This window comes from Acinetobacter sp. YH12131 (assembly GCF_013418635.1).
GTDB lineage: Bacteria > Pseudomonadota > Gammaproteobacteria > Pseudomonadales > Moraxellaceae > Acinetobacter > Acinetobacter towneri.
Map to the genome: position 1 here is coordinate 217,574 of NZ_VPBQ01000003.1, position 16,732 is coordinate 234,305.

The 16,732-nt window shown below is 43.8% G+C and carries 11 protein-coding genes and 5 tRNA genes; all 16 read right to left on the reverse strand.

Translation table 11 applies throughout. From position 1 onward, the window contains the following. Positions 1 to 128 precede the first annotated feature (128 nt). Complete coding sequence (gene rpoC, locus FTU66_RS03810; RefSeq protein WP_096902331.1) at positions 129 to 4,328, reverse strand: DNA-directed RNA polymerase subunit beta'; 4,200 nt, start codon at positions 4,326 to 4,328, stop codon at positions 129 to 131. A 157-nt stretch (positions 4,329 to 4,485) separates the two neighbouring features. Continuing rightward, positions 4,486 to 8,574: a DNA-directed RNA polymerase subunit beta gene (gene rpoB / locus FTU66_RS03815; RefSeq protein WP_180112334.1), complete on the reverse strand. Its 4,089-nt coding sequence runs from the start codon at positions 8,572 to 8,574 to the stop codon at positions 4,486 to 4,488. Between the two features lie 307 nt (positions 8,575 to 8,881). Beyond that, the gene (gene rplL, locus FTU66_RS03820; protein WP_004975779.1) at positions 8,882 to 9,253 is read right to left on the reverse strand and encodes a 50S ribosomal protein L7/L12; all 372 of its coding nucleotides are present in this window, start codon (positions 9,251 to 9,253) and stop codon (positions 8,882 to 8,884) included. Positions 9,254 to 9,301: 48 nt separating this feature from the next. Further along, positions 9,302 to 9,808: a 50S ribosomal protein L10 gene (gene rplJ / locus FTU66_RS03825; protein WP_096902333.1), complete on the reverse strand. Its 507-nt coding sequence runs from the start codon at positions 9,806 to 9,808 to the stop codon at positions 9,302 to 9,304. 321 nt (positions 9,809 to 10,129) lie between these two features. Beyond that, positions 10,130 to 10,825, reverse strand: coding sequence for a 50S ribosomal protein L1 (gene rplA / locus FTU66_RS03830; protein WP_004975774.1), 696 nt, complete (start codon positions 10,823 to 10,825; stop codon positions 10,130 to 10,132). 3 nt (positions 10,826 to 10,828) lie between these two features. Continuing rightward, a complete protein-coding gene (gene rplK, locus FTU66_RS03835) occupies positions 10,829 to 11,257 on the reverse strand; it encodes a 50S ribosomal protein L11 (RefSeq protein ID WP_004975771.1) in 429 nt (142 codons plus the stop codon). 116 nt (positions 11,258 to 11,373) lie between these two features. Then, positions 11,374 to 11,907 (reverse strand): transcription termination/antitermination protein NusG, encoded by a 534-nt coding sequence (gene nusG / locus FTU66_RS03840; protein WP_004975770.1) that lies wholly within the window; start codon positions 11,905 to 11,907, stop codon positions 11,374 to 11,376. Between the two features lie 7 nt (positions 11,908 to 11,914). Beyond that, entirely contained in the window at positions 11,915 to 12,355 is a 441-nt protein-coding gene (gene secE, locus FTU66_RS03845; RefSeq protein WP_180112335.1) for a preprotein translocase subunit SecE, read from the reverse strand. Positions 12,356 to 12,429: 74 nt separating this feature from the next. Beyond that, positions 12,430 to 12,505: transfer RNA gene (locus FTU66_RS03850), tRNA-Trp, on the reverse strand. A gap of 51 nt (positions 12,506 to 12,556) precedes the next feature. Beyond that, a complete protein-coding gene (gene tuf, locus FTU66_RS03855; protein WP_004975768.1) occupies positions 12,557 to 13,747 on the reverse strand; it encodes an elongation factor Tu in 1,191 nt (396 codons plus the stop codon). A gap of 148 nt (positions 13,748 to 13,895) precedes the next feature. Then, positions 13,896 to 13,970 (reverse strand) — tRNA-Thr (locus tag FTU66_RS03860). Positions 13,971 to 13,984: 14 nt separating this feature from the next. Then, positions 13,985 to 14,060 (reverse strand) — tRNA-Gly (locus FTU66_RS03865). Between the two features lie 36 nt (positions 14,061 to 14,096). After that, a tRNA-Tyr gene (locus FTU66_RS03870) sits at positions 14,097 to 14,180 on the reverse strand. Between the two features lie 55 nt (positions 14,181 to 14,235). Next, positions 14,236 to 14,311, reverse strand: a tRNA-Thr gene (locus FTU66_RS03875). Positions 14,312 to 14,409: 98 nt separating this feature from the next. Then, entirely contained in the window at positions 14,410 to 15,903 is a 1,494-nt protein-coding gene (gene trpE, locus FTU66_RS03880) for an anthranilate synthase component I (protein WP_104852931.1), read from the reverse strand. A gap of 152 nt (positions 15,904 to 16,055) precedes the next feature. Continuing rightward, positions 16,056 to 16,727 carry a phosphoglycolate phosphatase gene (locus FTU66_RS03885; protein ID WP_180062038.1) on the reverse strand — a complete coding sequence of 224 codons (672 nt, stop codon included), beginning with the start codon at positions 16,725 to 16,727 and terminating at the stop codon, positions 16,056 to 16,058. Positions 16,728 to 16,732 lie beyond the last annotated feature (5 nt).

Genomic DNA, 16,732 nt, shown 5'->3' on the forward strand with positions numbered 1-16,732 from the left:
ATATTTTTAAATTGTTCTTAATTCACTATATGCAATATTGCGGCTTTATTAAAGCAAAATATGCAACTAAAACGTTGGCAAAAAAAAGACGCCTCGAAAGGCGTCTTTAAATGATGCTTTAAAACGAATTAGAGATCGTTAAATTCATCGCTAAATGCTTGGCTTAATGCTTGATCTACATCAGAGAAATCATTCACTAATGCCAATTCAGCAGCTTCAGCTTCTTGACGACGACGCTCTAAGTGGTAAGCAAGACCCGTACCTGCTGGGATCAAACGACCCACAACAACGTTCTCTTTCAAGCCACGTAAATCATCTTCTTTACCTGTTACAGCCGCTTCAGTTAACACACGTGTAGTTTCCTGGAACGATGCAGCAGAAATGAACGAGTCTGTTGAAAGCGATGCTTTGGTGATACCCATCAATTGACGTTCAAACTTCGCTGGGAACTTGTTTTGTGCAAGTACAGCTTGGTTTTCTTGTACCACGCGAATGTAATCCACTTGTTCGCCTTTGATGAAGCTCGTATCGCCACCATCGGTGATTTCAACTTTACGCAACATTTGACGCACGATGACTTCAATGTGCTTATCGTTAATTTTTACACCTTGTAAGCGGTAAACGTCTTGAACTTCGTTCACGATGTAGTTGGTTAATGCCACTTCACCTTTCAAGCGTAAGATGTCATGTGGGTTTTGTGGACCATCAGAAATGGTTTCACCACGGTTCACATGCTCACCTTCAAACACGTTGATGTTACGCCATTTTGGAATCAACTCTTCGTAAATCTCAGAGCCATCATCTGGTGTAATCACTAAACGGTTCTTACCTTTGGTTTCTTTACCAAAGCTCACGATACCTGACACTTCTGCAAGAATCGCATGCTCTTTTGGTTTACGTGCTTCAAATAAGTCTGCAACGCGTGGTAAACCACCGGTAATATCACGAGTACGTGAAGATTCTTGTGGTACACGACCAATAACGTCACCCACACCGATATTTTCGCCATCACGGACAGAAAGAATCGTGTTCTGTGGCAAGAAGTAGAACTGTTCGCCACCATCCACAGTGTCTAATACCACAGCAGGACGTAAGTCTTTACCTGACGCAGGACGTGAAGTCACTGGCAAGATTTCAACTGTGGTCATACCTGTTGCATCATCAGTTTTCGAGGTTGCAGTCACGCCATCAGCAATTTGGCTGAAACGGATTTTACCCGCAACTTCGGTCACAAGTGGATGCGTGTGTGGATCCCAAGTCGCCACAATACCGCCAGCTTCTACCGCTTCGCCATCTTTGAGCAAGATTGACGCACCGTATGGCAGTTTATAACGCTCACGCTCACGACCTAACTCATCGGCAATACCAATTTCACCTGAACGTGAAACAGATACCAAGTGACCTTTAGCGTGTTGTACAGTTTTCACGTTATGGAAACGTACTGAACCTTTGTTACGCACTTGTACGCTATTGGCTGCAGAAGTTCGGCTTGCCGCACCACCCACGTGGAATGTACGCATGGTTAACTGTGTACCTGGCTCACCAATCGATTGAGCAGCCATTACACCCACAGATTCACCTGGATTCACCAAGTGACCACGTGCTAGGTCACGACCATAACACTTCGCACATACACCAAAGGTCGATTCACAAGATACCACTGAACGTACTTTTACTTCATCGACACCTTGCTCTTCTAAGAAGTTAGCAAGTTTTTCATCAATGAGTGTGTTACGTGGCAGAATAACTTCGTCTGAACCCGCTTTCTTCACATCTTCTGCAGTTACACGACCTAATACACGCGTACCAAGGTTTTCAATGACATCACCACCTTGAATGAATGGTGTCATCACTAAACCGCCATAAGTACCGCAATCTGGCTCAGTAATTACCAAGTCTTGTGCAACGTCAACCAAACGACGTGTCAAGTAACCTGAGTTCGCTGTTTTCAATGCGGTATCGGCCAAACCTTTACGCGCACCGTGAGTTGAAATGAAGTACTGAAGTACCGTCAAACCTTCACGGAAGTTCGCTTTAATTGGCGTTTCAATGATCGAACCATCTGGTTTCGCCATCAAACCACGCATACCCGCCAACTGACGAATCTGTGCCGCACTACCACGCGCACCTGAATCCGACATCATGTAGATCGAGTTGAATGATTTTTGCTTCTCGTCTTCACCCTGTTTGTTTTTCACAGTTGTGAATGACAAGTTGTCCATCATCGCTTTAGCAACTTGGTCGTTGGTACGTGCCCAAATATCGACCACTTTGTTATAACGCTCACCCGCAGTTACGAAGCCTTGCTCGAACTGTTGTTCAATTTCACGAACTTCAGTTTCTGCTTTTTCAATAATTGCTTGTTTTTGTGGTGGAATAACCATGTCTTCCATACCCACAGAAACACCTGAACGTGTCGCTTGACGGAAGCCCAAGTACATCAATTGGTCTGCAAAAATAACCGTGTCTTTTAGACCTAATTTACGGTAGCAAGAGTTGATTAACTTTGAGATGTTCTTTTTGTTCATCTCTAGGTTAATTTGCTCGAAGCTTAAACCTTCAGGCACAACTTCCCAAAGCAAGCAGCGACCTGGTGTCGTATCTACAACAATAGTTTGTTGCTCACGCTCACCATTTTCATTGATTACGGTTTGGTGTACACGTGCTTTTACGCGAGCGTGTAAGTCAACTTGACCCGTTGCAAGTGCACGGTTTACTTCGTGCGTATCTGCAAACACCATGCCTTCACCTTTGGCATTGATTGCATCACGCGTGATGTAATACAAGCCCAACACCACGTCCTGAGATGGTACGATGATTGGTTCACCGTTCGCAGGAGACAAGATGTTGTTGGTGGACATCATTAACGCACGCGCTTCTAATTGCGCTTCAAGCGTTAATGGTACGTGTACCGCCATTTGGTCACCGTCGAAGTCGGCGTTAAACGCAGCACAAACGAGTGGGTGTAGACGGATGGCTTTACCTTCAATCAGGATCGGTTCAAATGCTTGAAGACCCAAACGGTGAAGTGTAGGCGCACGGTTCAACATCACTGGGTGTTGACGAATCACAGAGGCAAGTACGTCCCAAACTTCAGGGGTTTCGCGCTCAACCATTTTCTTCGCAGCTTTAATGGTGGTAGCTTGACCTGAAGCTTGTAGTTTCGCAAAGATGAATGGCTTGAACAGTTCAAGTGCCATTTTCTTCGGAAGACCGCACTGGTGTAAACGTAGGTTTGGACCAACGGTAATCACCGAACGACCTGAATAGTCAACACGCTTACCAAGTAAGTTTTGACGGAAACGACCTTGCTTACCTTTGATCATATCTGCCAAAGATTTAAGCGGACGCTTGTTTGAACCTGTGATTGCACGACCACGACGACCGTTATCTAACAAGGCATCCACAGACTCTTGTAACATACGTTTTTCGTTACGTACGATGATGTCTGGCGCTGCAAGGTCAAGAAGACGCTTCAAACGGTTGTTACGGTTAATCACACGACGATAAAGATCGTTCAAGTCAGACGTCGCAAAACGACCACCTTCAAGTGGAACCAACGGACGAAGATCTGGTGGAAGTACAGGCAGTACATTCATCACCATCCATTCTGGCTTGTTGTTCGACTCTTTGAACGCTTCCATCAACTTCAAACGCTTAGACGCTTTTTTCAGCTTAGTTTCTGAAGTTGTTTGTGGAATTTCTTCACGTAAACGAGCAATTTCAGCTTCAAGATCGATGTCTTTTAACAAGTCTTGAACTGCTTCAGCACCCATTTTCGCAGTGAATTCATCACCATGCTCTTCTAGAGCATTGAAGTATTCTTCGTCATTGAGAAGTTGATATTTCTCAAATGGCGTCATACCTGGGTCAGTAACCACATAAGATTCGAAATACAATACGCGCTCGATATCACGTAAAGTCATATCAAGTAATAAACCAATACGGCTTGGTAATGATTTCAAGAACCAAATGTGTGCAACTGGAGAAGCGAGTTCGATGTGACCCATACGCTCACGACGAACTTTTGCAGTCGTTACTTCAACGCCACATTTTTCACAAATGACGCCTTTGTATTTCATACGCTTGTATTTACCACACAAGCATTCGTAATCTTTTACTGGACCAAAAATTTTGGCACAGAATAAACCATCACGTTCAGGCTTAAACGTACGATAGTTAATGGTTTCTGGCTTTTTAACTTCACCGTGAGACCATGACTTAATCATTTCTGGTGACGCAAGACCAATACGGATGCGGTCAAACTCTACTGGAGCATGACCGTCTGAATCCGTCTTTTTGCGCATGATATCGAGCAAGTCTTTCAATTTTTTTCTCCGTGTGCTGGGAGGCTGTTTTCACATCCCAACTGGGTCACAAATATTGTTTTTTAACTGAGTTTTAATCCCCCTTAATCCCCCTTTTTCAAAGGGGGAAAAGTCCCTCTTTTATAAAGAGGGATTTAGGGAGATTTAATGGAGATGCTTAGTCACCATTTTTCAGTTCAATGTTGATACCTAAAGAACGGATCTCTTTGGTCAATACGTTAAACGATTCAGGCATACCTGGGTCCATATAATGGTTACCATCTACAATGTTCTTATAGATACGGGTACGACCTTCAACGTCATCCGACTTCACAGTGAGCATTTCTTGAAGCGTGTATGCAGCACCGTATGCTTCAAGTGCCCAGACTTCCATCTCACCGAAACGCTGACCACCGAATTGTGCCTTACCACCCAACGGCTGTTGCGTTACAAGTGAGTAAGAACCTGTAGAACGTGCGTGCATCTTGTCATCCACCAAGTGGTTGAGTTTGAGCATGTACATATAACCTACAGTCACTGGACGGTCAAATTTCTCGCCTGTACGACCATCGTACAACACGGTTTGACCAGAACGTGGTAATTCAGCCAGTTCAAGTAATTCTTTAATTTGACCTTCTTCTGCACCATCAAATACAGGAGTAGCCAACGGAACACCTGCACGTAAGTTGCCAGCCAATACCAAGATTTCATCATCAGTTAAGCTGTCAAGATCTTCTTGCTCGCCACCAACTTTGTTATAAATCTTGTCTAGGAACTCACGTAGTTCAGCAATTTCACGTTGTTGTTTGAGCATTTTATCAATTTGCTCACCCAAACCTTTGGCTGCCATACCCAAGTGTGTTTCAAGAATCTGACCCACGTTCATACGCGATGGTACGCCTAGTGGGTTCAATACGATGTCAACAGGTACACCGTTAGCATCGTGCGGCATGTCTTCTACTGGCAAGATGTTAGATACAACACCTTTGTTACCGTGACGACCCGCCATCTTATCACCCGGTTGGATGCGACGTTTAACAGCCAAGTACACCTTAACAACTTTCAACACGCCTGTAGTGAGCTCATCGCCTGTAGAAAGTTTACGTTTCTTCTCAGCAAATTTCTCATCAATTTCAAAGCTCTTCTCTTTCAAGAAGGTTTGAATTTGCGTTAAGCGTTCAGCAATCGCTTCATCACTTGGTTGAATTTCAAGTAAATCCACTAAAGCCAAGCCTGACAACATATCTTCAGAAAGCTTGTCGCCACGTTTGGTTGTACCGCCACCGTTAGACTCTTGGCCTTTCAATAAACGGATGATACGTTCACGTGCAGCTTCTTCAAAGATTTTGTATTCTTCTTTCAAGTCTTTACGATATGCATCTAACTGTGCTTTTTCAATTGCTTGCGCACGTTCGTCTTTTTCAAGACCATCGCGGGTAAACACTTGAACGTCAATCACTGTACCTTTAGTACCTGATGGCACGCGAAGCGATGAATCTTTAACGTCAGCCGCTTTTTCACCAAAGATTGCACGAAGTAATTTTTCTTCAGGTGTTAATTGCGTTTCACCTTTAGGTGTTACTTTACCTACAAGGATATCGCCCGCAGTCACTTCAGCACCAATATAAACAATACCTGACTCGTCTAATTTAGACAGTGCAGCTTCGCCTACGTTTGGAATATCCGCCGTGATTTCTTCCGCACCCAATTTGGTATCACGTGCAACACATGACAATTCTTGAATGTGAATCGACGTTAGACGGTCTTCTTGAAGTACACGCTCAGAAAGCAAGATCGAGTCTTCGTAGTTGTAACCATTCCAAGTCATGAACGCAACGCGCATGTTCTGACCAAGCGCAAGCTCACCGCCATCAGTCGATGGGCCGTCAGCCAATACATCACCACGACCAACCTTATCACCCATCTTCACCAAAACTTTTTGGTTAATACAAGTGTTCTGGTTCGAACGTGTGTATTTGATCAGGTTGTAGATATCCACACCTGCTTCACCTGCGATCATTTCTTCTTCGTTAACACGAATCACCACACGTGACGCATCAACATATTCAATACGACCACCACGTTTCGCGATCACACATACACCTGAGTCATGCGCTACGTTGGCTTCCATACCTGTACCAACAAGTGGCTTGTCGGCAATTAAAGTTGGAACAGCCTGACGTTGCATGTTCGAACCCATCAATGCACGGTTGGCGTCATCGTGCTCAAGGAACGGAATCAGTGATGCTGCTACAGATACAACCTGTTGTGCAGATACGTCCATATGCGTCACTTTTTCAGGAGGCATACGTACGAATTCACCTTGGTGACGTACAGAAACGAATTCTTCAGACAGGTTGCCGTCTTTATCTACTGCAGAGTCTGCCTGTGCAATCACAGTACCTACTTCTTCAATTGCAGATAAATACTCAACGTCATCAGTTACGCGACCATCAACCACTTTACGGTATGGGGTTTCCAAGAAGCCAAAATTGTTACATTTGGCATAAACAGACAGGGAGTTGATCAAACCAATGTTTGGACCCTCAGGCGTTTCAATTGGACATACACGACCATAGTGAGTTTGGTGTACGTCACGCACCTCAAAGCCTGCACGTTCACGTGTCAAACCACCTGGACCAAGCGCGGATACACGACGCTTATTGGTGATTTCAGACAATGGGTTGTTTTGGTCCATGAACTGAGACATTTGGCTTGAACCAAAGAATTCTTTGATTGCAGCAGCCACTGGCTTCGCGTTGATTAAATCTTGCGGAGACAAGTTGTCTGTTTCAGCTTGAGACAAACGCTCTTTAACAGCACGTTCTACACGTACCAAACCAACACGGAATTGGTTTTCTGTCATCTCACCTACTGAACGCACGCGACGGTTACCTAAGTGGTCGATGTCGTCGACTTCACCTTTACCGTTACGGATTTCAATTAAGGTTTTCAGTACGTCGGTAATGTCTTCATTTGACAAAATACCTTCAACTTCACGCGACTTCTGATCTGTACCCACTTCGTAAGGACGACCCAAACGACGGTTAAACTTCATACGACCAACTGGCGATAAATCATAACGCTCAGAAGAGAAGAACAAGTTATTGAACAGATTTTCAGCTGCTTCTTTCGTTGGTGGCTCACCTGGACGCATCACTTTATAGATCTCGACCAAGGCATCTTCACGACCAACAGTCGTATCAGCACGCAAGGTGTCAGCAACGAATGAACCACGATCAATGTCGTTTGTGAACAGAATGTTGAACTGCTTTACACCACCTTCTGCAAGTTTCACCATGATTTCATGGCTTAACAAGGTGTTTGCAGCAATCACATCGCCATCTTTTAGCTGGATGTCTTCTGCAGTAATACGTTCGTACAAGTACTCATCAGGAACTGAAAGCTTCTCAAGACCAGCTGCTTCCATTTGACGTACGTGACGCGCATTAATGCGTTTACCTTGCTCAACAATCACTTTGCCGTCAGTATCAGTGATGTCAAATTGTGCCATTTCGCCACGTAAGCGTTCTGGGACAAGGTCAATTTGGTAGCTACCCATGTCTAAATAGACAGGTACTTTCTCAAAGAACAAGTCTAGGATTTGTTCATTGCTATAGCCCAATGCACGCAACACTACAGTCGCAAGCAATTTACGACGACGGTCAATACGCACATAAACGAGGTCTTTGGCATCGAATTCAAAGTCTAACCATGAGCCACGGTAAGGAATAATGCGTGCTGAATACAACACTTTACCGCTCGAGTGGGTCTTACCTTTATCGTGGTCAAAGAACACGCCTGGTGAACGGTGTAATTGAGAAACAATTACACGCTCAGTACCGTTAATCACAAAGGTACCGTTATCCGTCATCAATGGCATTTCGCCCATGTAGACTTCTTGCTCACGCACATCTTTGATTGATTTCGTTTCACGATCTTTAATGATCAAACGAATTTTTACGCGCATTGGTGCCGCATAAGTTGAGCCGCGAAGAATACACTCACGTACATCAAACTCAGGCTTACCAAGACTATACTCAACAAATTCTAAAGCAGCATTGCCAGAATAACTTTCTATAGGAAAAACTGAACGAAATGCGGCTTGGAGACCGATATCTTCGCGGCTTTTTGGAGTTTTGCCATCTTGAAGGAAAGTACGGTACGAGTCGACTTGAATCGAAAGCAAGTACGGTGCATCCATTACTTGGGGCAATTTACCAAAATTCTTACGGATCCGTTTCTTTTCGGTATATGAGTATGCCATCTGGAGTCCTCGGAAAGTAAACTAAACCCGCCTGCAGAACGGGTTTAGAAGGAATTACGCAGGCCGATATGGCCACCACTCTTTACAAATGCTGCAATTTTTAGTGGTATTAAAACGCTTAACAATATTTTTAAATGTGGAAAAATATTGGTAAGCGTTTGATTTTATTGATTTATATTGTTTTCGATGGTTTTCCCATCATTCAAACAAAAATCGAGCCGATAATTGTAACGCAAAAAGGCTGATGACCCAAGAGCCATCAGCCATTTTTTGGAGTCGATTATAAAAAAATCGACTCCCCTTAAGATTACTTAAGTGTAACTGTAGCACCAGCTTCTTCAAGTTTCTTCTTAAGCTCTTCACCTTCTTCTTTAGAAACAGCTTCTTTGATCACTGAAGGAGCGCCTTCAACGATGTCTTTAGCTTCTTTAAGACCAAGGCCAGTAGCTTCACGAACTGCTTTAATTACAGCAACTTTGTTCGCACCGAAAGAAGTCAACTCAACGTTGAATTCAGATTGCTCTTCTGCAGCAGCAGCGCCAGCGCCTGGAGCAGCAGCAACAGCAACAGCAGCAGCTGATACATTGAATTTCTCTTCAAAAGCAGAGATAAGTTCAACAAGTTCAAGAACAGTTTTTTCAGCAACTGCGTTTAAGATTTCTTCGTTAGTTAAAGCCATGAGAATAACTCCAAATGGAAATTGAATGGTGTGGAAATAAATTTAAGCTTATGCAGCTTCTGACTCGTTTTTCTCTTTGAGCGCAGTAATAAGGCGACCCAATTTCGAAATAGGAGCTTGAAGAACGTTTGCAAGCATAGTAAGCGCTTTTTCTTGGTTCGGAAGATTCGCAATTACGCTAACTTCAGCACCTTGATAAAGTTTGCCGTCAAATGCAGCAGCTTTAAGTTCAAATGCTTTATTCGTTTTAGCGAATTCTTCGAACAAGCGTGCAGCTGCACCCATGTCGTCTTCAGAAGTTGAGAAAGCTAAAATTGTTGGGCCAACAAGGTTGTCGTTCAAGATCGTGAATTGCGTATCTTGAAAAGCACGTTTAGCCAAAGTATTACGTACAACACGTGTAGTAACACCTAATTTACGCGCTTCAACACGTAGAGCCGTTAATTGCTCAACGCTCATACCTTGATAGTCAGCAACAACAGCAGAGAACGCTTTAGAAGCAACTTCGTTAACTTCTGCTACGATCTGTTTTTTGTCTTCGATAAGAAGAGCCATTGTAAAACCTCCTAACGGTGATTTATGTGCTTACGTGAAGCACACTCCCAATTCGTAAATTCATTGCTGAACTTACACGCGGAGGAGGAATAAATCACACCACCGCGTCTACCCAGGCTGGAAGATTAAGAAAGCAGCATAAAACTACTCTCGCCTGAGGTCTTTGACGCTGATAAATTCTCATTTACCAATTCAAAGTCCGCCTGAATGTCCCCCTCTCCTGCTAGGAGAGGGTTAGGGAGAGGTTTAACCCTCATCCCGACCTTCTCCCAGAGGGAGAAGGAGACTTTTCAGGACTTTAAAATTCTTTCTAAGTCAGACTTAGTTAGAAACGTTCTGTACATCAATAACAAGACCAGGACCCATAGTAGAGCTCAAAGTGATCTTTTTGATGTATACGCCTTTAGAAGTTGCAGGCTTTAACTTTTTCAAGTCAGCAACTAAGGTTTCAACGTTTGAACGAACTGCTTCAGCAGTAAAGCCAACTTGACCAATCGCAGCGTGGATAATACCCGCTTTGTCTACACGGTAACGCGCTTGACCTGCTTTTGCATTTTTAACTGCAGTCGCAACGTCAGGAGTTACAGTACCCACTTTAGGGTTTGGCATTAAGCCACGTGGACCAAGAATCGTACCCAACTTACCTACTACGCGCATTGCATCCGGAGCTGCAATCACAACGTCAAAGTCAAGGTTACCCGCTTGAATGCTTTCAGCTAAGTCGTCGAAACCAACTACGTCTGCGCCTTCAGCTTTAGCAGCTTCTGCAGCAGCACCTTGAGCGAAAACAGCTACACGTACAGTTTTACCAGTACCTGCAGGAAGTGTAGTCGCACCACGAACAACCTGATCAGATTTACGTGGGTCAACACCTAGGTTTACCGCAACATCCAAAGATTCTTTGAATTTAGCAGCAGGAAGGTTGTTTAGAACTTCAACTGCTTCTTCCAAAGTGTAAACTTTGTTTGCTTCTACAGCAGCAGCAATGGCTTTTTGACGTTTAGTTAACTTTGCCATGTCTTATAGCTCCACATCCAAGCCCATAGAACGTGCAGAACCAGCAATGGTACGCACACGTGCTTCTAAATCAGCACCAGTTAAATCTGGTTCTTTAGTAGTCGCGATTTCTTCTAATTGAGCACGAGTCAACTTACCAACTTTGTTTTTGTTAGGTACAGCTGAACCCTTTTGAATGCCTGCAGCTTTCTTAAGAAGAATTGCAGCAGGAGGAGTTTTCATGATGAATGTGAACGACTTGTCGTTGTACACAGTGATCACTACAGGAATTGGCAAACCTGGTTCAACTTTTTGTGTAGCAGCATTGAATTCTTTACAGAATGCCATGATGTTAACACCACGTTGACCTAATGCAGGACCAATTGGTGGAGATGGATTCGCTTTACCAGCTGGAACTTGCAGCTTGATATAGCCGTCAATCTTCTTAGCCATTTCAAATTACCTCTGGGTACAAACGCCGCTAGGCTCCCCAATATTTTAAGTAACGATACCGTTACAACAACAATGCCCGATTCATCATAAATCGGGCGTTTTCCAACCACTCAAACTTAAACGGATTTTTCGACTTGACGAAATTCCAGCTCAACCTGAGTAGGTCGATTAAATACATTAATTGTCAACGTTAAACGTGACTTCTCGTATTGAACTTCTTCCACCACGCCTTTAAAGTCGGTGAATGGACCATCAATCACAAGTAATTCTTCGCCTGGTTCAAACATCGTCTTCGGACGAGGTGCTTCACCAGTATTGCGTACACGTGCAAGAATCGCGTCAGCTTCTTTTTGCGTAATTGGGGCAGGCTTTTCTGCTGTACCACCAATAAAACCTAAAACTTTTGGACACTCTTTAACAATGTGCCAAGTTTCATCGTTCATTTCCATTTCAACCAATACATAGCCTGGAAAGAACTTACGCTCTGACTTACGTTTCTTACCATCCTTCATTTCTACCACTTCTTCGGTAGGAACAAGGACTTCACCAAAGCTATCGGCAACAGCGCTACGCTGGATTCGATCATTAAGCGAACGCATCACTTGTTTTTCATAACCTGAGTAGGCATGAATAATGTACCAACGTTTCATAGCTCTTTTACCCGATAATTAACTTGATTGCCCAGCCTAACAAATAGTCAAAACACCACAATACAATTGAAGTGACTACAACAACAATCAATACATGCCATGACGTTGTTACAGTTTCCTGTTTAGTAGGCCAAGTGACTCGACGTAACTCAATACGTGAATCTTTAAGCAAACGAACAAAGCCTTTGCCTTGATGGGTGGCGTATAATAAACCTAAAGCCACAACGATACAAGCCAAAATTACCCCAACACGCACCCAAATATCATTGGCTGGTGCCCAATACGCAGGAAGATGCTGATTCACCATCATCGAAGCGATGAATAAAACCAAGGCAACACCCCATAGCACATAGTCTAATGGAGAACCTGATTGAACAACTTCAGCAGAATTATTTCTTTGAGGGATTGGCGCGTCGCTTAATGCGTCACGCGATTTATCATTCGACATTTTTGTACTCGTCGTAGAATTCGCGACTTATTATATGACTAGATTAGCCGACATCAAGCTTCTTTTAAAAAAAGTGGCAGGCCAGGAGGGACTCGAACCCCCAACATTCGGTTTTGGAGACCGACGCTCTACCAATTGAACTACTGACCTACAGCACAGATCGAGAGCCAAAGCTCCCGACCTGTTTTACACATTCTATAATTATGCTGTTACTTTAGCAACAACACCCGCACCTACAGTACGGCCACCTTCACGGATCGCAAAACGTAGACCTGGGTCCATTGCGATTGGGTGGATTAATTCTACTGACATTTCAACGTTGTCACCTGGCATTACCATTTCAACGCCTTCTTTCAACTGGATTGCACCAGTTACATCAGTTGTACGGAAATAGAATTGTGGACGGTAACCGTTAAGGAATGGAGTGTGACGACCACCCTCTTCTTTAGAAAGTACGTATACTTCCGCATCGAATTTAGTGTGTGGCTTGATTGTACCTGGCTTAGCAAGTACTTGACCACGTTGTACGTCTTCACGCTTAGTACCACGTAAAAGAACACCACAGTTCTCGCCCGCACGACCTTCGTCAAGAAGTTTACGGAACATTTCTACGCCAGTTACAGTTGTTTTAACTGTGTCTTTGATACCAACGATTTCAACTTCTTCGCCTACTTTCACGATACCAGTTTCTACACGGCCAGTTACTACTGTACCACGACCAGAAATAGAGAATACGTCTTCGATTGGCATTAAGAATGCTTGATCGATTGCACGTACTGGCTCTGGGATGTAAGTATCAAGCGCTTCAACAAGAGCAACTACAGCATCTTCGCCATATTGACCTGATTCACCGTTAAGTGCAGCAAGTGCTGAACCACGGATTACTGGAGTGTCGTCGCCTGGAAAGTCGTAAGTAGAAAGAAGTTCACGAACTTCCATTTCAACTAATTCGATTAACTCTTCGTCGTCTACGATATCGCATTTGTTTAAGAATACGATGATGTAAGGTACACCTACCTGACGAGAAAGAAGGATGTGTTCACGAGTTTGTGGCATTGGACCATCAGTCGCTGAACAAACAAGGATCGCACCATCCATCTGAGCAGCACCAGTGATCATGTTTTTAACATAGTCGGCGTGACCTGGGCAGTCTACGTGCGCGTAGTGACGAGTTGGAGAGTCGTATTCTACGTGAGAAGTATTAATTGTAATACCACGTGCTTTTTCTTCTGGTGCAGAGTCGATAGCAGCGTAATCTTTCGCTTCACCACCAAACTTACGTGCACATACTGTAGCAATCGCAGCTGTTAAAGTTGTTTTACCATGGTCAACGTGACCGATTGTGCCCACGTTAACGTGTGGCTTATTACGTTCAAACTTAGCCTTAGCCATGTTCATCTTCCTCGTTTACGTCGAACACAATGCTGAGTAAAACTCTGCCCCGACATATCGCCTAAAAAACTAGACACCTAATACTTGAAAAGCAGACTAATAAGCCTGCTTTTTGAAAATCTTGTGCGAATAATCGCTAAACTGTATCTGGAGCTCTTATCGAGATTTGAACTCGAGACCTCTCCCTTACCAAGGGAGTGCTCTACCACTGAGCTATAAGAGCGACAAATCCTTCGATGGAGCGGGAGACGAGGATCGAACTCGCGACATGCAGCTTGGAAGGCTGCCGCTCTACCAACTGAGCTACTCCCGCATCTATGTTGGTAATTACCACTTCTATCGAAGTTAATGGTGGTGGGAGAAGGATTCGAACCTTCGAAGCTTACGCGGCAGAGTTACAGTCTGCTCCCTTTGACCGCTCGGGAATCCCACCATTTTCACACTTACTCAGTGTTCGTTCTTTACTTAACAACTCAAACTCCCTAAGATGGTGCCGGCACACGGATTCGAACTGTGGACCTACTGATTACAAGTCAGTTGCTCTACCAACTGAGCTATGCCGGCGTTTCTTAGTGTTTCGTACGTTTCGTATCGGAACGGTGTGCAGTTTAGCAAAACTTGAAATCCGTGCAAGTGTTTTTTTCAAAAAAAACGCTAAAAACTCATAAAATCAATCCATTTGATGATAATTCAACCGCTTTGATCACTGCGCGAGCTTTTATTTGGGTTTCATTCCATTCAGATTCAGGATTTGAGTCCGCAACTAGACCTGCGCCTGCCTGTACATAGACCTTATTTTGACGAATAACACAGGTACGAATCGCAATCGACATGTCCATTTCGCCATGCCAGCCTAAATAACCAACAGCACCACCAAAAACACCACGTTTTACAGGCTCAACTTCATCAATAATTTCCATGGCACGAATTTTTGGTGCACCCGAAAGTGTCCCTGCAGGGAAAGTTGCCTGAAAAACATCCAAAGCATCGACATCGTCACGCACTTCACCTTGCACATTGGACACAATATGCATGACATGCGAATAACGCTCGATCACCATTTGATCAGTCACTTGTACTTTACCAATTTTGGCGATACGCCCGACATCATTACGCCCCAAGTCAATCAGCATTAAGTGTTCGGCAATTTCTTTTTCATCCGACAACAAATCTTGCTCAAGTGCCAAATCTTCTTCTTTGGTTTTACCGCGCGGGCGTGTACCTGCTAAAGGACGCACAGTGGCAATACCATTTTCCAAACGCGATAAAATTTCAGGTGATGAGCCGACAATATGAAATGGCTGATCATCGCCCAAAGTTTTGCCTTGTACCAAGAATAAGTACGGCGATGGGTTGAGATGGCGCAAAGCACGATAAACCTGTAACGGCTCACCATCAAAATCTGACACCATGCGATGTCCAGGCACCACTTGCATAACATCGCCTGCACGAATGTATTCTTTGACGGTATCAATGGTCGCCAAGAATTTTTCTTTGCCTGTAAGCGATTCAAAATGTGGTGGCGTATGTTTTTCTGCTTTTAGACTAATCGGGGTTGCTAAAATTTCTTCTAGTGCATCGAGTTGTTGTTGTGCCTTGTCATAAGCATCTGCCTGCGCTGCATCGGCATGCACAATTAAGAACAAGGTATCTTTTAAGTTATCAAACACGATGACTGTTTTAGACAACATCATCCAAATATCAGGCAAACCGACTGGATCTGCTGCAGGCACGTTTTTTAAACGCGGTTCGATATAACGCACTGCATCGTAACCAAAATAACCCACCAAACCACCTGTAAAGCTTGGCAATTCAGGCAAGTCAGCTTGCGTAGGCACTTTAAATTGCGCTTGAAAATCGCGGATATACTGAAACGGCTGTGCACAAGTTTGTTTTTCGATTGAACCGTCAGCATGTTGGATGGTGAGTTCACCCGCATTACAGGAGAAAACTGTAGATTCACCCAAACCAATAATTGAATAACGTGCCCAGTTTTCACCACCTTCTACAGACTCAAACAAATAGGCTTGTTGATGCTGCTTCAAACGTGCAAATACCGACAATGGAGTTTCGGTATCGGCCAAACGCTGGCGATATACAGGAATGAGGTTGTAGCCTGCTGCTTTAAGTTGTTCAAATTGAGTCAGAGTGGTCATGTGAAGCTCTCTATATTTCGATGTAGCAATGTTTTCGATAAGACGAAGTGAAGGACGGTTGTAGATTGACTAGCGTCGCCATCGAAATATGGGCATTACAGCCTGACTCATATTGATATCCTTTATAGCAATTAGCGCGAAGTTTTAAGCACTTAAATATTTAACAATTCAGTTAAATTATCCACAATTTGTTGTGGCTGACAATTGGCAATCGGCTCACCATGATTATAGCCGTAGCTGACTACAATACAATCAATCCCCGCTCGACGCGCGGCTTCAACATCATTAGAAGAATCACCAATCATCAAGACTTGAGACTTCTCCACCTGATAATGCTCAACACAATGCAGCAATTGACGCGGGTGTGGTTTACGCTCCTCAAAGCGATCTCCACCAATCACATCATCAAAATAGTGTTGCATCTCTAATGCTTCAACAATGGCACGAGCTGGCTGCTCAGGTTTATTAGTCACACAAACTAAGGTTTTTTGTTGTGCTTTTGCCCAATCCAAAAATTCAATAATGCCCGGGAAGGGTTGTGTGTCGATACACGGATCGGCATTATAAATTTCTAAGAAGGTGTTTAGTAGCTGTTGTTGCTGTTCAGGATGAACTTCGCCCATTAAGTGCGATAAAACACTATTACAAAATACCGCAGTTCCCTTACCCACCCACGTTCGGACTTGTTCCAGTGTTACCAAAGGCAGTTGCAGCGCATTTAAACTCATATTCATGGCGCGGTATAAATCTGTCGCAGAATCGACCAAGGTGCCATCTAAATCAAATAAAATGACTTGACGCGTATCTAGCTGAGCAATAGACATTCTTC